Genomic DNA, 18297 nt, shown 5'->3' with positions numbered 1-18297 from the left:
GCTCCGCGATCGGCTAGCCTTACCGGGTGCGTCTCGTGGTTGCCCGTTGCTCCGTCGACTACACCGGTCGACTCACCGCCCATCTCCCGCTTGCCCCTCGGCTCCTGATCCTCAAGGCCGACGGAAGCGTGCTGGTGCATTCCGACGGCGGCAGCTACAAGCCGCTGAACTGGATGAGCCCGCCCGCGACCCTGCGCACCACCGAGCGCTCGCCCGCCGAGGCCGAGGCCGATCCGGAGGGCGCCTGGATCCAGCAGTGGGACGTGACCCACACCAAGACCGGCGACACCCTCCGCGTGCGGATCCACGAGCTGATCGAGGAGTCCGCCCACGAGCTCGGCGAGGACCCCGGTCTGCAGAAGGACGGCGTCGAGGCGCACCTCCAGGCGCTCCTGGCCGAGCACATCCACACCCTCGGAGAGGGCTGGAGCCTGGTGCGCCGCGAGTACGGCACCGCGATCGGCCCCGTGGACATCCTCGCCCGCGACGCGCAGGGACGCGCGGTCGCCGTCGAGATCAAGCGACGCGGCGAGATCGACGGCGTCGAGCAGCTCACCCGCTACCTCGAGCTCCTCAACCGCGACCCCCTGCTCGCGCCCGTGCGCGGCATCTTCGCCGCCCAGATCATCAAGCCCCAGGCGCGCGTCCTCGCCGAGGATCGCGGCATCGCCTGCGTGACGCTCGACTACGACGCCCTGCGCGGCATGGACGACGCCGAGTCCCGCCTGTTCTGACCCTCGCCCCGCTGTCCCCACCCCGCCGGGAGCACGGGACCCGTCCCGCCCCGCCCCCGCCCCATCGAGGAGTCCCGTCGTGAGCGCCACCCCCTCCCCCGTCGGCGACGTCGACCTCGCGGTGCGCGGCACGGCCGTGCTGCCCGGCGGGCTCGTGCCCGACGCCCTCGTCCTCATCGCCGGCGGGACGATCCGCTGGTCCGGACCCGCGACGTCCGCACCGGAACATCGCGCGGCCCGCACGATCGAGCACGAGGGCATGATCCTCCCCGGCCTCGTCGACCTCCACTGCCACGGCGGCGGAGGCGCGTCCTTCCCGGACTCCACCACCTCCGAGGAGATGCTCACCGCGGTCCACGAGCACCGGCGCCACGGGACCACCTCGCTCGTCGCCTCGCTCGTCACCGCCTCCGCGGACACGCTCCGCGCCCGCGTGCGCGACCTCGCCCTGCTCGCCGCGGCCGGGGAGATCGTGGGGATCCACTCCGAGGGCCCCTTCGTCTCGGTCGAGCGCCGCGGCGCCCAGAACGCCGAGCACATCGTCGACGGCGACCCCCACCTCGTCGCGGAGCTCGCGGAGCTGGGCGGGGGCGCCCTCGCCACGATGACGCTCGCCCCGGAGACCCCGGCCGCCGAAGCCGTCATCGACGCCCTCGCCGCCGCCGGCGCCGTCCCCTCCCTCGGGCACAGCGACGGCTCCAGCGCGGAGATGACGGCCGCGATCGCCCGCTCCACGCAGGCGCTGCGCCGTCACCGCGGCCGCAGCCCGCTGCCCACCGCGACGCACCTGTTCAACGGCATGCGCCCGGTGCACCACCGCGATCCGGGTCCCGCGCTCGCGGCGCTCGACGCGGGGGCCCGCGGCGAGATGGTCCTCGAGATCATCGCCGACGGCGTCCACCTCGACGCACGGACCGTCGCCCATGTCCTCGCGATCGCCGCGCCGGACCACGTGGCCCTCGTGACCGATGCGATGGCCGCCGCCGGCATGGCGGACGGCACCTACACGCTCGGCGCCCAGGAGGTCACGGTCGCCGGCGGCACCGCCACGCTCACCGACGGCGGGGCGATCGCCGGCGGCACGGCGCACCTGATCGACGTGGTGCGCTTCGCGGTGCAGGAGGCGGGCGTCGATCTCACGGTCGCCGTGCGCGCCGCGAGCATCGTCCCGGCCCGGGTGCTGGGGCTCGAGGACTCGATCGGCTCGCTCGCCGCCGGCCGGAGCGCGGACCTGCTGCTCACGGATCGAGGTCTCCAGGTCACCGAGGTGCTGCGCCGCGGGGAGATCGTCACCGTCTGAGCCGCGGCGCGGCCCCGGGCCCGAGGGTCAGTCGGCGTCGCCGAGGACGAGGCCCGTCGGCGCCGCCTCGAGCCAGGACTGCAGCGCCGCGGCGGCGGGGGCGTCCATGAGCGCCTGCACGGTGCGGCCGCCCCGCAGGAAGAAGGCGACGAGCACGCGCTCGGGCGCCGGTCCTCCGGGTCCCGTCGGGCCCGCGGGCTCCACGAGCCGTTCCCGCTCGACCTCGAGGATGTCCCGGCGCGGGATCATCAGCTGCGGCCCGGGCAGCAGCGACAGGTCGCGGAACCAGCGCAGGCGGTCGTTGCCCACCTGCAGCACGCCGTGCTGCCAGACCTCGCGGCGCCCCAGGAGGCTCCGCGCCATCTGGCACTGGACAGCGCCCGCGCGGTCGAGGACGACGGCGCGGCGCACGTTGAGCGCGAAGAGCACGACCAGCGCCAGAACGACGAGCATCCCGACCCCCACGAGGAGGATCGGGATGCTCGGATGATGCATCGGCGTCAGCGCCGGTTCAGCGCTCGGCCGGATCGCGGCGCGCCGCGCGGTCGACAGCGATGGTGACGACGTCGGCGTCCACGGAGACGAACCCGCCCGCGACCTCGCGCTCGGTGACCTGGCCGGACTCGTCGTGGATGCGCACCACACCGCGGTCGAGGATCGCGAGGGTCGGCTGCATGCGGGGCAGGATGCCCATCGAGCCGTCCGCCGCCGGCACCACGACCTGAGAGGCGCTGCCGGACCACACGGTCCGGTCCGAGGTGACGAAGGTGACCGCGAGGGAGCTCACTGGCCGAGCTCCTTCTGGATGTTGTGCCAGTTCTCGAGCACCATGTCGATGCCGCCGACGTTGAAGAACGCCTGCTCCGGGATGTGGTCGAACTCGCCGTCGCAGATGCCCTTGAACGACTCGATGGTGTCCTTGAGGGGCACGTCGGAGCCGTCCACGCCGGTGAACTGCTTGGCGAGGTGGGTGTTCTGCGAGAGGAACTGCTGGATGCGCCGTGCACGCGACACGGTGACCTTGTCCTCCTCGGAGAGCTCGTCGACGCCCAGCATCGCGATGATGTCCTGGAGCTCCTTGTTGCGCTGCAGGATCTGCTTCACGCGGACCGCGACGTCGTAGTGCTCCTGGCCCACGTAACGCGGGTCAAGGATGCGCGAGGTCGAGGACAGCGGGTCGATCGCCGGGTACAGACCGCGCGAGGCGATCTCACGGGAGAGCTCGGTGGTCGCGTCCAGGTGGGCGAAGGTGGTCGCCGGCGCCGGGTCGGTGTAGTCGTCCGCCGGCACGTAGATCGCCTGCATCGAGGTGATCGAGTGGCCGCGGGTCGAGGTGATGCGCTCCTGGAGCACACCCATCTCGTCCGCCAGGTTGGGCTGGTATCCCACGGCGGAGGGCATGCGGCCCAGCAGCGTGGAGACCTCGGAGCCCGCCTGGGTGAAGCGGAAGATGTTGTCGATGAACAGCAGGACGTCCTGCTGCTGCACGTCGCGGAAGTACTCGGCCATCGTGAGGCCGGTCAGCGCGATGCGGAGGCGCGTGCCCGGCGGCTCGTCCATCTGGCCGAAGACCAGGGCGGTCTTCTCGATGACGCCGGACTCCGTCATCTCCTCGATGAGGTCCCAGCCCTCACGGGTGCGCTCGCCCACGCCGGCGAACACGGAGACGCCGTCGTGGTTGTTGGCCACGCGGTAGATCATCTCCTGGATGAGCACCGTCTTGCCCACGCCCGCGCCGCCGAACAGGCCGATCTTGCCGCCCTGCACGTACGGGGTGAGGAGGTCGATCGACTTGATGCCGGTCTCGAACATGGTCGTCTTCGACTCGAGCTGGTCGAAGTTCGGCGCCTTGCGGTGGATGGGCCAGCGCTCGCTGACCTGCACCTCGGAGGCGGGCTTGTTCAGCGGGGTGCCGGTCACGTCGAACACGGTGCCCAGGGTCGCGTCGCCCACGGGGACGGAGATCGGGGCCCCGGTGTCGGTGACCGCCTGGCCGCGGACGAGGCCGTCGGTCGGCTTCAGGGCCACGGCGCGGACCATGCCGTCGCCGAGGTGCTGGGCCGTCTCGAGGGTCAGGGTCGAGGGCTCGAGGCCCGCGCCCTGGACCGAGATCTCGGCGGTCAGCGCGTTGTACAGCTCGGGGATGTCCCCGGGCGGGAACTCGATGTCGACGACCGCGCCGGTGACACGGGCAACCCGGCCCGTGCCCTTCTGCGCGGGCGCCGCGGTGGCGTCAGTGGTGTCGGTGATGCTCATCTGCATTCTCTCCAAATGGTTCGGGCCGGCGCTCGGTGCGCTCGAGGCGGCTCAGCGTTCCTTGCGACCGGATCCCGAGAGGGCGTCGGCGCCGCCGACGATCTCCGTGATCTCCTGGGTGATCTCCGCCTGACGGGCCGAGTTGGCCAGGCGGGTAAACTTCTTGACCTGGGTCTCCGCGTTGTCCGTCGCCGTCTTCATCGCTCGCTGCGTGGCCGCGTGCTCCGAGGCCATCGACTGCAGCAGGATGTTGACGAGCTTGGACTCGAGGTACCGCGGCATGAGCTCGTCCATGACCTGCTCGGCGTCCGGGGTGAACTCGTACAGCGGGTAGGTGGGACGGGCGGTGCCGTTCTCCTCGTCCGCGTCGACGACCTCGATCGGGACCAGGCGGGAGGCGCGGGCGACCTGCTGGAAGCGGGTCTTGAAGCGCGTGCCGACCAGGTACAGCTCGTCGAGGTGCGTCTCCGGGTCCTCGCTGAGGAGGTCCGCGGTGACGCGCTGGGCGATCTCGTGGCCGAGCTCGGGGAGCTCACCCTCGTGGTACGGGGCCCAGGCCTCGTGCGGCGGGCGGTTGCGGAAGCGGTAGTAGGTCTCGCCCTTGCGGCCGACGACGTACAGGACGGGGGTCTTGCCCTCCTCCTGCAGCGCGTTCGCGAGCTCCTCCGCCGCGCGGATGACGTTGTGCGAGTACGAGCCGGTCATGCCGCGGTCCGCGGTGATCAGCACGATCCCGGCGCGCCCGTTCGTGGAGCGCTCCTGGTCCAGGAACGGGTGGGCGACGTCCCCGGAGTGGGTCGCCACCGCGCCGATGGCCCGGGTGATCGCGTCGGCGTACGGGGTCGTGGCCAGCACGCGGGCATGCGCCTTGGCGATGCGCGAGGCGGCCACCATCTCCTTGGCCTTGAAGATCTTCTTCATGCCCTGGGCGGAGCCGATCCGCTTCTTGTACTCCCTCTGCTGGGCTCCCATGTCTCTCCTTCGCGGGAAGCGCCGTGCGGGTGGTCCGGGCCGCCCGCCCCGAGGGGCGGGCGGCGAGCCGGATCAACCGCGGACGATGCGCTCCTGGTCGATGTCCTCGTCGGAGGCGCTGGTGTGGACGTCGCTCACCGCGGAGCCCTGACCCTTGCCGGCCAGGTAGTCCTTCTTCACCTGGTCGAGGATCGTGGAGAGCTCCTGCTCGGTCGCGTCGGAGAACTTCTTCGAGGTGCGGATGTCCTCGAGCACGGAGCCGTTGTGGCGGAGGTGCTCGAGCAGCTGCGCCTCGAACTCGCGGACGTCCTCGACCTCGATGTCGTCGAACTTGCCGGTGGTGCCGGCCCAGATCGAGACGACCTGCTCCTCGTCGGGGAACGGCGAGGACTGGGCCTGCTTGAGCAGCTCCATGAGGCGGGCACCGCGGTTGAGCTGCTGCTTGGAGGCCGCGTCGAGGTCGGAGGCGAACATTGCGAAGGCCTCGAGGTCGCGGTACTGGGCGAGCGAGATCTTCAGCGTGCCGGAGACCGACTTCATCGCCTTCGTCTGCGCCGAGCCGCCCACGCGGGAGACCGAGATGCCGACGTCGACCGCCGGGCGCTGGTTCGCGTTGAACAGGTCCGACTGCAGGAAGCACTGGCCGTCGGTGATCGAGATGACGTTGGTCGGGATGTACGCCGAGACGTCGTTGGCCTTGGTCTCGATGATCGGCAGACCGGTCATCGAGCCGCCGCCCATCTCGTCGGACAGCTTCGCGCAGCGCTCGAGGAGGCGGGAGTGCAGGTAGAAGACGTCACCCGGGTAGGCCTCGCGGCCCGGCGGGCGGCGCAGCAGCAGCGACACGGCGCGGTACGCCTCGGCCTGCTTGGAGAGGTCGTCGAAGACGATGAGGACGTGCTTGCCCTCGTACATCCACTGCTGGCCGATGGCCGAGCCGGTGTAGGGGGCGATGTACTTGAAGCCGGCCGGGTCCGAGGCCGGGGCGGCGACGATCGTCGTGTACTCGAGAGCGCCGGCCTCCTCGAGGGTGCCGCGGACCGACGCGATCGTCGAGCCCTTCTGGCCGACGGCCACGTAGATGCAGCGGACCTGCTTCTCCGGGTCGCCGCTCTCCCAGTTCTTCTTCTGGTTGAGGATCGTGTCGAGCGCGACCGTGGTCTTGCCGGTCTGACGGTCGCCGATGATCAGCTGGCGCTGGCCGCGGCCGATCGGGGTCATCGCGTCGATCGCCTTGAGGCCGGTCTGCATCGGCTCCTTGACGCTCTTGCGCTGCATGACGCCGGGCGCCTGCAGCTCGAGGGCGCGGCGGCCGGAGGTCTCGATGGCGCCGAGGCCGTCGATGGGCTGGCCCATCGGGTCGACGACGCGGCCGAGGTAGCCCTCGCCCACGGGCACGGAGAGGACCTCACCGGTGCGGCGGACCGTCTGGCCCTCCTCGATCCCGGTGAACTCGCCGAGGATCACGCAGCCGACCTCGCTGAGGTCGAGGTTCAGCGCGAGGCCGAGGGTGCCGTCCTCGAAGCGCACCAGCTCGTTGGCCATGATGTTGGGCAGGCCTGCGACGCGGGCGATGCCGTCGGCCGACTCGGTGACGCGGCCGATCTCCTCGCGGTCGGGGGTGCCGGCCTGGTAGGTGGACACCGCGGTGTCCAGGGCGTTCCGGATGTCCTCCGGGCGGATCGTGAGCTCAGCCATCGCGGTGCTTCGCTTCCTCTTCTCCCCCGAACGGGGGCTGTGGTCTCGGGTGGGGTTCGCCTCGGGGAGGGGCCGTCAGGCCACCAGGCGGGTGCGCGCCTGGGCGAGGCGCGCGAGGACGGTCGCGTCGTAGAGGTCGTCGCCGACCTCGATGCGCAGACCGCCGACGACGTCCTCGTCCAGCTCGGTGTTGATCTGGACCTCGCGGCCGTAGATGCCGGCGAGGATCGAGCCCAGACGGTTCAGCTGCTCGGGCGCCAGCGGCCGGGCGCTCGCGACGACCGCCAGCAGCCGGCGACGACGCGCCGAGGCGATCTCCGCGAAGGCGAGCAGGCGACGGGCGGGCTTGAGGTCGCTGCGACGCTCCACGCCGCGGGCGGCAAGGGCGACGGTCAGCGGGTGGGCGCGCCCCTCGAGCAGGCGGGCGATGATGCCCTCCCGCCGGCCCGGGGTGCCCCGGGCGTCGTCGAGGGCTCCGCTGAGATCGCTGCTGTCCTCGATGAGGCGCGAGACCTGGAAGAGCTCCTCCTCGACCGTACCGAGGGCGTCCTCGCGGGAGGCCTGCTCCAGCAGCGCCTCGACGCCGAGCTGCTCGAGGGCGTCCAGGACGTCCTCCTGCTCGGACCAGCGGCGGCGGACGACCTCGAGCGCGAGCTCGAGGGCGACAGGGCCGACCTTCCCCTCGAACAGCGAGCGGACGACGGACTCCTTGACCTCGGCCGGACGGCCGCCGTCGCTGAGGGTCCGCACCAGCTGGTTGCTGGAGTCGATCGCGTCGGCGATCCCGAACAGATCCGTGGCGACCGTCCCGAGGGCGACGTCGTCGCCCCGGAACAGCTGCTCGGATCGCTGGGTCACCTCACGCAGGGAGGTGGAGGAGGTTCCTCGCATCTGGTGTCCTTATCGGGTCGCGGTCTGGGACGACTCGAGGTCGTCCAGGAACCGGTCGATCACTCGGCGGGAGCGCTCGTCGTCGGAGAGGGACTCCCCGACGATCTTCGAGGCGAGGTCGCTCGCGAGCGTCCCGACCTCTCCGCGCAGCTGGGCGGCGGCGCTCGTGCGCTCCGCGTTCAGCTGCTGGCGACCCGCGGTGAGGAGCCGCTCGTTCTCGGAGCCGGCCTGGGCCTTGGCCTCCTCGACGATGCGGGCGCCGTCCTGGCGGGCGCGCTCGCGGATCGCGGACGCCTCCTGACGGGCCTCGGCGAGTGCCTGCTCCTGATCGGCCTTCAGCTGATCGGCCTGGTGCTGGACCTCCTCGGCCTTCTTGAGGCCACCCTCGATCTTCTCCGCACGCTCCTCGAGCACGGCGTTGAGCCGCGGGAGGATGAACTTCATGAAGACCAGGGCGAAGATGACGAGGAAGATCAGCGTCCAGGCGATCTCCTGGGGCTGGGGCACCAGCAGGCGCCAGCCCGGCACACTCTCTTCAGCCTGAATCATCAGCGATACCTCAGAAGATGAAGCCGGTGACGATGGCGAGGAGCGTCAGGATCTCGGTGAACGCGATACCGATGAACATCGTGGTCTGGAGCTGACCGCGGAGCTCGGGCTGACGAGCCATGGCCTCGGCGGTCTTGCCGACGATGATGCCGATGCCGATGCCGGGGCCGATCGCGGCGAGACCGTAGCCCACGGTCGCGATGTTCCCGTCGAGAGCGGCGATGAGCGAGGTGTCCACAGGGGTTCCTTTCGTTGCGCCGACCGGTCGGACGGCAGCGGGGTGGGGTGGAGCGGGGTGGTCGGGGGGACGATCAGTGCTCGTCCGAGGTCGCCATCTGGATGTACACCGCGGTGAGCATCGTGAAGATGAAGGCCTGGAGGGCGGCGACGAAGATCTCGAAGCCGTAGATCCCGATCGCGAGCGCACCGGAGAACGGGGCGAGCGCGATGAGCGCGGAGCCGGAGAAGAGCAGGGCCTGGGTCATGCCGATGAACACCACCATCATGATGTGCCCGGCGACCATGTTCGCGAGCAGTCGGATGGTCAGCGAGGCCCAGCGGATCAGGACGACCTGGAGGAATTCGATCGGCACCAGCAGGAGGTAGATCGGCTTCGGCACGCCGGGGGGCATCGTCTCGTGCTTGAGGTACCCGCCGAACCCGTGCTTCTTCACGCCGGAGACGACGTAGGTGACGAAGGTCCAGAGGGCCAGCAGCAGCGGCATGCCGATCACGGAGGTGCCCGCGAGGTTGAGGCCCGGGATCACGCCACCCAGGTTCATCGCGAAGATGAAGAAGAACATCGTGATGAGCATGGGGGCGAAGCGCTTGCCCTCGCGCAGGCCCAGCGTGTTCTGGATGATCGAGCTGTGCACGAACTCGATGAGGATCTCGACGATGCTCTGCGCCTTGCCCGGCACGAGCTTGGCGCGGGAGGCGATGATCGCGAGCACGATGAGGGTCACGGCCAGGATGATCAGGCGGACCAGCTGCACGCGGTTGAACTCGAACCAGGTCCCTTCGAAGAGGATCGCGTCCGGGAAGAACTCCCCGATCGTGGGGACGTGGAAGAACGAATCACCCTCGGCGAGGACGTGGGCGGTGTCGGAGGTGTTCAGCGCGAGCTCCCGTGGTCAGGTGTGGCATCCGGAGGTTCGCGGCGGGTTTCCGGGCCGTCCCGCGGAGCGGGGGACCCGGGCGCGTCCGGCCCGGATGGTCGTGCGGTGTCCCTGCACCCGCGGACCTCGGCCCGGGGTGTCTCACGGCCACTCCACCGCGGACCTCGACCCGGGGACCGGGCGTGGCCTCAGCGGTGGCACCGTCGCCGTCGGTTCCGGCACTGCGCCTCGCGTGGAGATCCGCTCAGGGCTCCCCTGCGACGAGGGAGGAGGGTGCCGTCACCAGCGTCGGCTCAGGCCGCGTGAAGACGATGTGAGCATATCAGAGCATCACTGCTCATCGGGGTCCTCCGGGGCCGTCGGGGCGACCTCCAGACGAGGCCTTCCTCGCATCATGCCGACCGCCTCCGTGACCGCGGAGACGATCGCTCCCGCGAGCAGGGCGAGCCCCAGCCAGGGACGGGACAGCCACTCGGCGTCCCGGAGCAGCAGCAGCGCGATGATCAGCACGAACATCTTCACCATCCAGCTGCCCATGAGCACCATCGCCCATGCCGTGGCGTCGAGCCGCCGGGACGCGAGGGCGCTGCCCACTGTGGGCAGGGTCACCACGAGCGCGAGGGCCGACCCGACGAGCGCGCCGGCCACGGCGCCGTCCTGGCCCACCCCCAGCGCGACCAGGATCACGACGAGATCGATGACGACCCCGGCCGCGACGGCGAGCAGGAGCGCGCGCAGGAGCATCCGCTCGTTGCGGGCCCGAGCGGTGCGGATGCCGTCGGCCTGGTCGGGGCGGGGGGTCTCAGCGGGGGGCATGGTGGTCCTCGAGGTCGGGTGCGGGGGCGGGGCCGGCATCGGTCCGTGCCGCGCGCCGGCGGCGCAGTCGGGTGAGCGGGTCGAGCGTGACGAGCACAGCGACGAGCAGTCCCAGCACCCAGGCCACGACGACGGTGCGCAGGGGCAGCACGAGCGGCAGCAGCAGGCCCACGGAGACGAGCACCGTCCAGACGTACATGATGAGCACGGCGCTGCGCTTGGAATGCCCCAGGCGCAGCAGACGGTGATGCAGGTGGGACTTGTCGGCGTGGAACGGGGAGCGGCCCGAGCCGATGCGCCGCACGACGGCCATCGCGAAGTCCAGGAACGGGATGATCATGACGCCGATCGGCAGCAGGATCGGCAGGAACTGCCCGAAGAAGTCGGCGCCGGAGAGCGCGGCGGGGTCCACCTGCCCGGTCACGGCGATCGTCGAGGCGGCGAGCAGCAGCCCCAGCAGCATCGAGCCGGAGTCCCCCATGAAGATCCGGGCGCGGTGGAGGTTGTGCGGCAGGAAGCCGAGGCAGGCGCCGATCATCGCGGCGGTGACGAGCGCGGCGAGGGACGAGTAGTCCGTCGCGGAGTTGTCCCGCGTGAGCAGGTACGCGTAGAGGAAGAAGGCGGTGCCCCCGATCGCCATCACGCCCGCCGCGAGGCCGTCCAGCCCGTCCACGAAGTTCACGGCGTTCATGCACACCACGACGACGAGCACCGTGAGGATGATCGAGGTGTGGCTCGAGAGCAGCGTGACGCCGCCGATCGGCAGGGACACGAGCTGCACGCCCTGCCATGCCATGAGCAGCGCGGCGAGCGCCTGGCCGGCGAGCTTCGTCCACCAGTCGAGGTCCCACTTGTCGTCCGCCGCGCCGAGCGCGCAGACGAGGCCCGCCGCGCCGAGGATCGCCCACGGCTGGTGGGAGTCCTCGTAGACGGGGGCGAGGAACGGGATCCTCGACCCCACGAGCATCGCGACCGCGACCCCGGCGAACATGGCGACCCCACCCAGCCTCGGCGTCACGGCGTCGTGCACGTCCCGCTCGCGGACGGCGGTCATCGCCCCGAGCCGGCGCGCGGCCAGGCGGACCGCGGGTGTGGTCAGGTAGGCGACCGCCGCCGAGATCAGGAGGACGAAGAGGTAGATCCTCACCCGGCGGGGTTCTCCTGCCGCGGGGTGCCGGCGGCCCCGTCGGCGGCGCCGGCGTCGGCGCTCCCCTCGACCGCGGCGACCTCGTCGAGCTGCGGGCTCGGCGTGGTGATCTCCGACTCCGCGGGCAGGTCGAGGCCTCCGGCGGCCGGGGCGACGGCGGCCGAGGACGCGGGCTCGTCGGCGGACGGGGACACCGCCCCGCCCTCGGTGACGGGAGTGGGGTCGCCGACGGTCCCGGCCTTGGTCCCGTCGTCGGCCGCCGTACCGGACCCGCTCCCGGCCTCCGTGCCCTCGGCCGGTGCGGCCTCGTCACCGGGCGCGAGCTCCTCGGCCGGATCGGCCTCCGGGTCCTGCTCGGGCTCCGGGGCGGTGAAGACGTCGCCGACGAGGTCCACGATCTGCTCGCGGGTGATGGTGCCCTCGCGCAGGATCACGGCCGGGGTGACGGTCGCGTCGACGATCGTCGAGCTCGTGCCGATGCGCGCCTGGCCGCCGTCGAGGTAGATCTCCACCGCGTCGCCGAGCTGGGTCGCGGCGTCGAGGACCGTCAGGGCCGCGGGCTTCCCGTGCCGGTTCGCGCTCGAGACGGCGAGCGGTCCCGTGCGTCGCAGCAGCTCGAGGGCGGTCTCGTCATCGGGCATGCGCAGCGCGACCGTGCCCCGGGTCTCCCCGAGGTCCCAGGTCAGCGAGGGCTGCGCCGAGAGGATGAGGGTGAGCGCCCCGGGCCAGAACTCCTCGGTGAGGCGCTCCGCCCACTCGGGGACGTCGACCGCGAGGGCCATGAGCACGGCGTGGTCGCCCACGAGCACCGGCGGCGGCGTGTCGCGGCCGCGGCCCTTCGCGTCCAGCAGCGCCTGCACGGCGTCCGGGGTGAAGGCGTCCGCGCCGATGCCGTAGACGGTGTCCGTGGGCAGGACGATCAGCCTGCCGTCGCGGACGGCCGCGACGGCCGCCTCCAGGGAGTCGTCGCGGTTCTCGGGGTTCTGGGTGTCGTGCACGCTCACCGGGTCAGTCTCTCACTTCCCCGCCTGGGAGCACCGTTGCGCCACCAGGAAGCGGTCACGGCCCGTGAGGTCCTGCGCGGTGCGGATCGCGGTGAAGCCGCCGTGGCGGGCGGCGAGCTCCCGGGCGGCGGGGCCCTGGACGTCCGCGTGCTCCATGACGAGCACACCCCCGGGGCGCAGCAGGGCGTGCGCCCAGCGGAGCACATGGGCGGGGAGGGCGAGGCCGTCCGCTCCCCCGCCGTAGAGGGCGCGCTCGGGATCGTGGTCACGCACCTCCGGCTCGCGCGGCACGGCGCCCGGCGGGACGTAGGGCGGGTTCGAGAGCACCGCGTCCACCCCGCCCGCACCGTCGACGGCCTCGGCCCCGGCGAGCTCGCGCAGCGCGGCGGCGGCCGGGTTGTCGACGTCGACGGAGAGGTCCAGCTGCAGCACCCGGCCGCGGCCCGGGCCCGCCATGTCGATGTTCTCCGTCGCGAGCGCCACCGCGGCGGGATCCACGTCCACGGCCGTCGCGGTCGCCCGGGGCATCTCGTCGAGGACGGCCGCGGCGAGTGCCCCGCTGCCCGTGCAGAGGTCCACGACGCGCGACGGGACCCCGCCGAGCTCCTGCGTCATGAGGTCCACGGCGAGCTCAGTCTCCGGGCGCGGGACGAAGACCCCCGGCCGCACGGTGAGCTCGAGCCGGCGGAAGGGTGCGCGGCCCAGGATGATCTGCAGGGGCTCGCGGGAGGCGCGCCGGGAGACCAGCTGCTCGAGCCGCTCCTCGAAATCGGCGGGCAGGTCGTCGAGGAGGACCAGCGGTCCCTCGTGGCGCGCCGCGGCGACGATCAGCGCGCGGGCGTCGACGCTCGGGGACGGCACCCCGGCGCGGCCCAGGGTCTCCGTGCTCGCGGCGAGGGCCGCCCGCAGCCGGGTGCGGTCCTCCCCGCTCATCCCGCGCCCTCCGCGCTCTCCGCGAGGCGGGCGGCGCGCTCGGCCTCGCGGGAGGAGCCGATCAGCGCGTCGAGGTCCCCGGCGAGCACCTGCGCGAGGTTCCCGGCCTTGTAGCCCGTGCGGTGGTCCGCGACGCGCGACTCGGGGAAGTTGTAGGTGCGGATGCGCTCGGAGCGGTCCACCGTGCGCACCTGCGAGCGGCGCGCGGCCGAGGCCTGGGCGTCCTGCTCCTGGCGGCGCACGTCGAGCAGCCGCGTGCGCAGGATCCGCAGCGCCTGCTCGCGGTTCTGCAGCTGGCTCTTCTGGTCCTGGCAGGAGACGACGATGCCCGAGGGGAGATGCGTGATCCGCACCGCGGAGTCCGTCGTGTTGACGCTCTGCCCACCGGGACCGCTCGAGCGGAAGACGTCGGTGCGCAGGTTCGCGGGCGCCATCTCCTCCGCGAGCAGCTCCGCCTCGTCGGTGGTGTCCGCCTCCGGGAGCACGAGCACGCCGACGGCGGAGGTGTGGATGCGGCCCGCGGACTCGGTGACGGGGACGCGCTGCACCCGGTGCACCCCGGCCTCGTGCTTGAGGTGCGCGTAGACGCCGTCCGCCGGGGCGGCCGCGGAGCGGGCCCCGATCGCGACGGTCACGTCCCGCAGCCCGCCCAGATCGGAGGGCGAGGAGCTCATGACCTCGACGGTCCAGCCCTTCGACTCGGCGTAGGCGCGGTACATGCGCAGCATCTCCGCGGCGAACAGCGCCGACTCCTCGCCGCCCGCCCCGGCCTTGATCTCGAGCAGCACGTCGCGCCCGTCGTCGGGGTCACGGGGGGCGAGCAGCTCCTCGAGCTCCGCCTCGAGCTGCTCGGCGCGTGCGGCGAGGTGCTGCGCCTCGGCGGCGAACTCCGGGTCCTCCTCGGCGAGCTCCCGGGCGGTGGTCAGGTCCTCGAGGACGGCGTCACGGGCGTCCGCCGCGGTGACGATCTGGTGCACCTCGGCGTAGCGGCGCCCCACGGAGCGGGCTCGTGAGGCGTCCTCGTGGAGGGCGGGGTCGGCCATCGCCTGCTCGAGACGGGCGTGCTCACGGCGCAGGGCGTCGAGCCCCGCCCTCTGCGCGTCGGTGCTGCTCATCCTCGCTCCCCCTCTCTCCGGATCGGGCCTCCGGGCCCCGGACATGACGACGCCGGCGCCCGCCCCAGGGGCGGACGCCGGCGTCGGAGACCTGCCTCAGGCTGACCTGGCGCAGATCGACCGATCGATCGGGGAGATCAGGCTGTGCTCTCTGCCTGATCTCCTACCGCTCGTACCTCGCAGTACGTCGATCAGGCCTTCTTCTTGCCGTAGCGGGCCTCGAAGCGGGCCACGCGGCCGCCGGTGTCGAGGATCTTCTGCTTGCCGGTGTAGAACGGGTGGCACTCGGAGCACACCTCGGCGCGCATCTCGCCGTCGGTCTTGGTGCTGCGGGTGGTGAACGTGTTGCCACAGGTGCAGGTCACCGTGGTCTCCACGTAAGCGGGGTGGATATCAGCCTTCATGAGAGTCTCCTTCGTCCGGGTCGCTGGGTCGTCGCCCGGCGGGCGCCGTGAACCAGAACCGACGCACCATCCTGCCATGACCGCGGCCACCGGCGCGAGAGCGTGCGATGCGGCGTGGGCAACATCGCAGGTTCGTCGCAGCAGCCCCGCGCCCTGCCGCCCCCTCAGGCGGAGCCGCGTCGGATGAGCCGGTAGGGCACCTCGCGCCGGGACCGCTCCCCCTGCATCGGCAGCGCCCCGGAGAACATGCCGTCCACGAGGTCCACGGCCTCACGGGCCATCGCCTCGAGGTCCACACCCAGACTCGTCAGCTCCGGGGTGACGAGCGTGCCGATCCCGAGGCCGTCGATGCCCATGACACGCACCTGCTCGGGGACGGCGACGCCGCGCGACCGCAGCTCCTTGAGCGCCGCGAGGGCGTGCGCGTCGTTCCATCCGATGAGGAGGTCCGGGGACCCGGCCATCGCAGCGTCGACCTGCGCCCGGACCCCGTCCACCACCATCGGCACGACCTCGAGCACCTCGAGCACCCCGCCGAGCCCCGCCCGCACGCGGCGCGCGCGATCGGAGGGGCCGGTGAGCTCGTTGTCCAGGAGAGCGGCGCGGCGCACCCCCTGGGAGCGCAGGTGCCCGGCGAGCTCCTCGAGCGCGGGATCCAGCGTGAAGAGCACGCCCGGACGATCACCCGCGCGCGGCCCGTCGAGCTGGAGGATCGGCATCCGCTCCGGGACGGCGTCCCCCGTGCGCTGCGGCAGGCCGTAGCCCACGAGCGCGTCGACACGGCGTGCGAGGTCGCGGCCCACCTCCTCCGGGTCCTCGGCGCCGCCGGTCTCGGCGACGAGCACGGTCCAGCCGCGCTCGGAGGCGGCGCGGATCATCGCGCGGGCCACCTCCGGGAAGAAGGCGTTGGCGAGGTCGTCCACGAGCAGGCCGAGCGTGGGCGGTCCCGCGCTCACCAGCCCCCGGCCGAACCGCGAGGGGCGGTAGTGGAGCTCCTCGGCGGCGGCGAGCACGCGCTCCCGGGTGCTCGTGGAGATCCCGGGCATGTCGTTGATGGCCCGGGAGACCGTCTGCCGGGAGACCCCGGCGCGCGCCGCGACGTCGATGATCGTCGCCCGGCGCGCGCCGGGGCTGCTGTCCTGCTGCGTCATGCGCGGGAGTCTGTCACGCCGGCCGGTCGGAGCGCAGGTCCAGCCATGCCGTCTGCTCGGGGGTGAGCGAGATCGACAGGCCCGTCATCGAGGAGCGCATCTCCTCGATCGAGCGGGGCCCGAAGAGCGGGAAGGTGGGGAAGGGCTGCGCGAGCACGTAGGCGAGGGCGACCGCGGTGGTCGGCACGCCGAGCTCGGCGGCGAGGGCCCCGGCGCGGTCGAGGCGCTCGAAGTTCTCGTCGGAGTAGTAGCAGCGCACGAGCTCCGCGTCGGAGAGGTCGTCCTTGCGGGCGCGCCCCGTGAAGAACCCGCGGGCCTGCGAGGACCACGGGAACAGCGGGATCCTGCGCTCCTCGAGCCAGGCCTTGGAGGCCGGGTCGGTCGCGTGCACGCAGCCGGCCCACGGCACGTCGAGCGCCTCGGCGAGGCCGAAGTGGTTGCTCAGGAGGCTGAAGCCCTGCTTGCCGTTCGCGGCGGCATAGGCGTTGGCCTCGTCGACGCGCTCGGGCGTCCAGTTCGAGCCGCCGAAGGCGCGGATGCGGCCGGCGCGCACGTGCTCGTCGAGCACGTCGACGAACTCGCCGACGGGGATGTCGAGGTTGTCGCGGTGCATCATGTAGAGATCCGCGTAGTCCGTCTGCTGACGCTCGAGGGACTCGCCGAGCTGGCGGGTGATCGACTCGGGGTCGCAGTGCGGGGTGTGGGCGCCCTTCATGATCACCACGACGTCCTCGCGGACACCGCGGTTGGCGACCCACTGGCCCAGGAGCACCTCGTGGTGCCCGCCGCCGTAGATGTACGCGGAGTCGAAGGTCGTGCCGCCCTCCTCGAAGAAGGCGTCGAAGAGCGCGGAGGCGTGGGCGAGGTCGCCCTGGTTGTCGCAGCCCATGACGAGGCGGGACACCTTCTTGCCGACCCCGGGGATCTCCCCGTAGGGCATCGCGGCGCCGTCGCGCACGCGCAGCGGGTCACCGGAGACGGTGGGGATCGCGGCGGTGTCCGCCTCGAAGGGGTAGCGCAGGCCCAGCTGTGCGCGCCAGGCGTCCAGCGACTTCGCCTGGGCGTGGCTGAAGGCGAGCGTGAGCTCGGGGACCTCGCTCTGCCCGGCGGCGACGGCGCGGGCGAGGGCGTCGGCCTCGAGCGCGTAGGCGTGAGCGGGCTCGATCTCGATCTCGCGGCTCTCCTCCCCCACCACGTCGACCCGGATGACCTGCCGATCGGTGAGCGCCCACGGGTCCTCGAGGCGCAGCACGCCGCGCGTGCCGGTGATCGTCGCGGACTGCGGGTCCGCGAGGCGCACACCGGTGCGGAGCGAGGCGGTGGTGCCGGAGGGGAAGACGAGCTCGGCGGTGGCCCACTCGTCGACGCCCGTGGGGCCGAGGGTCCCGGCGCCGCTGAGCGAGCTGGGCTCCACGGCGAGGGTCCCGGCGGCGGCGCCGGCCACGAGGCGGGCGAGGGAGAGCGGGTAGCAGCCCACGTCGAGGATGCCGCCTCCGGCGACGTCGGTCCCGAAGAGGCGGCCCTCGCGGCGACCGGTGTCGAAGGAGAAGGAGGCGTCCACGTGGGTGATCTCGCCGAGCTCGCCGGAGGCGACGATCTCGAGGACGCGCAGGGTCTGCGGGTGGAAGCGGTACATGAAGCCCTCGAGGAGGACCTTCCCGCTGCGGCGCGCGGCGTCGGTGATCGCCATGACGGTGCCGGAGTTGGGGGCGAGCGGCTTCTCGCACAGCACGTGCTTGCCGGCGCGGAGCGCAGCGATCGCGAGCTGGGCGTGGCCGGTGTGCACGGTCGAGACGTAGACGGCGTCGATCGCGTCGGAGGTGAGGACCTCGTCGTAATCGCCGATGACGGCGTCGGCGCCCAGGTCGAACTCCTCCGCGAAGGCCCGGGCACGGCCGGCATCGCGGCTGCCGACGCCGGCGAGCTCACCGAGCTCGCTGTGCGGGAGATGGGTGGCGAAGCGGCGGGCGATCGAGCCCGGGCCGAGAACGGCCCAGCGCAGACGGGTGCTCATGGAGACCTCACTGTCCTTCGGAGTCGGGGCGTGAACGTTCACGCCTTGCACGACGCTACACGCCATGCGCCGACGGGGCAACGCGCTTCCCAGCATGGCGCCGCCGCACCGGGCCGCTCTCGCTCACCACGACTCCCCCGGGGCGGCCGACACCCGTCGATCCGCGACGTGATGCTTGACACGCGGCCTCCCCGG

19 protein-coding genes are annotated in these 18297 nt (G+C 72.2%); 2 read left to right on the top strand and 17 right to left on the bottom strand.

Features of this window, described 5'->3' with window-relative positions:
• Window positions 1–26 precede the first annotated feature (26 nt).
• Both nucS and nagA read left to right on the top strand, forming a co-directional pair.
• Window positions 27–734 (top strand): endonuclease, encoded by a 708-nt coding sequence (gene nucS, locus ACYVAP_RS06485; RefSeq protein ID WP_498860032.1) that lies wholly within the window; start codon window positions 27–29, stop codon window positions 732–734.
• A gap of 79 nt (window positions 735–813) precedes the next feature.
• Window positions 814–2034: an N-acetylglucosamine-6-phosphate deacetylase gene (gene nagA, locus ACYVAP_RS06480; protein ID WP_498860031.1), complete on the top strand. Its 1221-nt coding sequence runs from the start codon at window positions 814–816 to the stop codon at window positions 2032–2034.
• Between the two features lie 27 nt (window positions 2035–2061).
• Here nagA and ACYVAP_RS06475 read toward each other — a convergent pair whose 3' ends face one another.
• The 17 genes from ACYVAP_RS06475 to ACYVAP_RS06395 all read right to left on the bottom strand — a co-directional run bounded on the left by ACYVAP_RS06475 (window position 2062) and on the right by ACYVAP_RS06395 (window position 18102).
• Window positions 2062–2529 carry a DUF2550 family protein gene (locus ACYVAP_RS06475; RefSeq protein ID WP_498860030.1) on the bottom strand — a complete coding sequence of 156 codons (468 nt, stop codon included), beginning with the start codon at window positions 2527–2529 and terminating at the stop codon, window positions 2062–2064.
• Between the two features lie 16 nt (window positions 2530–2545).
• The gene (locus tag ACYVAP_RS06470) at window positions 2546–2821 is read right to left on the bottom strand and encodes a F0F1 ATP synthase subunit epsilon (protein WP_137770495.1); all 276 of its coding nucleotides are present in this window, start codon (window positions 2819–2821) and stop codon (window positions 2546–2548) included.
• Window positions 2818–4290 (bottom strand): F0F1 ATP synthase subunit beta, encoded by a 1473-nt coding sequence (gene atpD, locus ACYVAP_RS06465; RefSeq protein ID WP_264451282.1) that lies wholly within the window; start codon window positions 4288–4290, stop codon window positions 2818–2820. The genes ACYVAP_RS06470 and atpD overlap by 4 nt, the downstream gene beginning before the upstream one ends.
• A 51-nt stretch (window positions 4291–4341) precedes the next feature.
• Window positions 4342–5262 (bottom strand): F0F1 ATP synthase subunit gamma, encoded by a 921-nt coding sequence (locus ACYVAP_RS06460; protein ID WP_498860029.1) that lies wholly within the window; start codon window positions 5260–5262, stop codon window positions 4342–4344.
• Window positions 5263–5334: 72 nt separating this feature from the next.
• Window positions 5335–6960 carry a F0F1 ATP synthase subunit alpha gene (gene atpA, locus ACYVAP_RS06455; protein ID WP_137770492.1) on the bottom strand — a complete coding sequence of 542 codons (1626 nt, stop codon included), beginning with the start codon at window positions 6958–6960 and terminating at the stop codon, window positions 5335–5337.
• 75 nt (window positions 6961–7035) lie between these two features.
• Entirely contained in the window at window positions 7036–7851 is an 816-nt protein-coding gene (locus tag ACYVAP_RS06450; protein WP_498860028.1) for a F0F1 ATP synthase subunit delta, read from the bottom strand.
• A gap of 9 nt (window positions 7852–7860) precedes the next feature.
• Window positions 7861–8400, bottom strand: coding sequence for a F0F1 ATP synthase subunit B (locus ACYVAP_RS06445; RefSeq protein WP_498860027.1), 540 nt, complete (start codon window positions 8398–8400; stop codon window positions 7861–7863).
• Between the two features lie 10 nt (window positions 8401–8410).
• Window positions 8411–8638, bottom strand: coding sequence for an ATP synthase subunit c family protein (atpE, locus tag ACYVAP_RS06440; RefSeq protein WP_498860026.1), 228 nt, complete (start codon window positions 8636–8638; stop codon window positions 8411–8413).
• 73 nt (window positions 8639–8711) lie between these two features.
• Entirely contained in the window at window positions 8712–9395 is a 684-nt protein-coding gene (gene atpB / locus ACYVAP_RS06435; RefSeq protein ID WP_498860025.1) for a F0F1 ATP synthase subunit A, read from the bottom strand.
• Between the two features lie 453 nt (window positions 9396–9848).
• On the bottom strand, window positions 9849–10334 hold the full coding sequence (locus ACYVAP_RS06430; protein WP_498860024.1) for a Cg1360 family ATP-synthase-associated protein: 486 nt from the start codon (window positions 10332–10334) through the stop codon (window positions 9849–9851).
• Window positions 10321–11481, bottom strand: a complete 1161-nt coding sequence (locus ACYVAP_RS06425; protein WP_498860023.1) for a glycosyltransferase family 4 protein — start codon at window positions 11479–11481, stop codon at window positions 10321–10323. The genes ACYVAP_RS06430 and ACYVAP_RS06425 overlap by 14 nt, the downstream gene beginning before the upstream one ends.
• Window positions 11478–12485: an L-threonylcarbamoyladenylate synthase gene (locus tag ACYVAP_RS06420; RefSeq protein WP_498860022.1), complete on the bottom strand. Its 1008-nt coding sequence runs from the start codon at window positions 12483–12485 to the stop codon at window positions 11478–11480. The genes ACYVAP_RS06425 and ACYVAP_RS06420 overlap by 4 nt, the downstream gene beginning before the upstream one ends.
• A gap of 12 nt (window positions 12486–12497) precedes the next feature.
• Window positions 12498–13418: a N5-glutamine methyltransferase family protein gene (prmC, locus tag ACYVAP_RS06415; protein ID WP_498860021.1), complete on the bottom strand. Its 921-nt coding sequence runs from the start codon at window positions 13416–13418 to the stop codon at window positions 12498–12500.
• A complete protein-coding gene (prfA, locus tag ACYVAP_RS06410; protein ID WP_498860020.1) occupies window positions 13415–14533 on the bottom strand; it encodes a peptide chain release factor 1 in 1119 nt (372 codons plus the stop codon). The genes prmC and prfA overlap by 4 nt, the downstream gene beginning before the upstream one ends.
• A gap of 191 nt (window positions 14534–14724) precedes the next feature.
• Window positions 14725–14937, bottom strand: a complete 213-nt coding sequence (rpmE, locus tag ACYVAP_RS06405; protein ID WP_137770482.1) for a 50S ribosomal protein L31 — start codon at window positions 14935–14937, stop codon at window positions 14725–14727.
• A gap of 164 nt (window positions 14938–15101) precedes the next feature.
• The gene (locus tag ACYVAP_RS06400; protein ID WP_498860019.1) at window positions 15102–16088 is read right to left on the bottom strand and encodes a LacI family DNA-binding transcriptional regulator; all 987 of its coding nucleotides are present in this window, start codon (window positions 16086–16088) and stop codon (window positions 15102–15104) included.
• Between the two features lie 13 nt (window positions 16089–16101).
• The gene (locus ACYVAP_RS06395) at window positions 16102–18102 is read right to left on the bottom strand and encodes an aldo/keto reductase (RefSeq protein ID WP_498860018.1); all 2001 of its coding nucleotides are present in this window, start codon (window positions 18100–18102) and stop codon (window positions 16102–16104) included.
• Between the last annotated feature and the right edge of the window lie 195 nt (window positions 18103–18297).

This window comes from Brachybacterium horti (assembly GCF_054777615.1).
The sequence above is the reverse complement of the archived record's forward strand: the minus strand, read 5'-3'. Positions and strand labels throughout refer to the sequence as shown.

Coding starts and splice junctions, on each gene's coding strand:
- ACYVAP_RS06460 (WP_498860029.1), bottom strand. CDS start 5,262: ATGGGAGCCCAGCAGAGGGAGTACAAGAAGCGGATCGGCTCCGCCCAG.
- prmC (WP_498860021.1), bottom strand. CDS start 13,418: ATGAGCGGGGAGGACCGCACCCGGCTGCGGGCGGCCCTCGCCGCGAGC.
- prfA (WP_498860020.1), bottom strand. CDS start 14,533: ATGAGCAGCACCGACGCGCAGAGGGCGGGGCTCGACGCCCTGCGCCGT.
- ACYVAP_RS06400 (WP_498860019.1), bottom strand. CDS start 16,088: ATGACGCAGCAGGACAGCAGCCCCGGCGCGCGCCGGGCGACGATCATC.
- ACYVAP_RS06445 (WP_498860027.1), bottom strand. CDS start 8,400: ATGATTCAGGCTGAAGAGAGTGTGCCGGGCTGGCGCCTGCTGGTGCCC.
- rpmE (WP_137770482.1), bottom strand. CDS start 14,937: ATGAAGGCTGATATCCACCCCGCTTACGTGGAGACCACGGTGACCTGC.
- atpD (WP_264451282.1), bottom strand. CDS start 4,290: ATGAGCATCACCGACACCACTGACGCCACCGCGGCGCCCGCGCAGAAG.
- ACYVAP_RS06475 (WP_498860030.1), bottom strand. CDS start 2,529: ATGCATCATCCGAGCATCCCGATCCTCCTCGTGGGGGTCGGGATGCTC.
- ACYVAP_RS06450 (WP_498860028.1), bottom strand. CDS start 7,851: ATGCGAGGAACCTCCTCCACCTCCCTGCGTGAGGTGACCCAGCGATCC.
- atpA (WP_137770492.1), bottom strand. CDS start 6,960: ATGGCTGAGCTCACGATCCGCCCGGAGGACATCCGGAACGCCCTGGAC.
- ACYVAP_RS06430 (WP_498860024.1), bottom strand. CDS start 10,334: ATGCCCCCCGCTGAGACCCCCCGCCCCGACCAGGCCGACGGCATCCGC.
- ACYVAP_RS06395 (WP_498860018.1), bottom strand. CDS start 18,102: ATGAGCACCCGTCTGCGCTGGGCCGTTCTCGGCCCGGGCTCGATCGCC.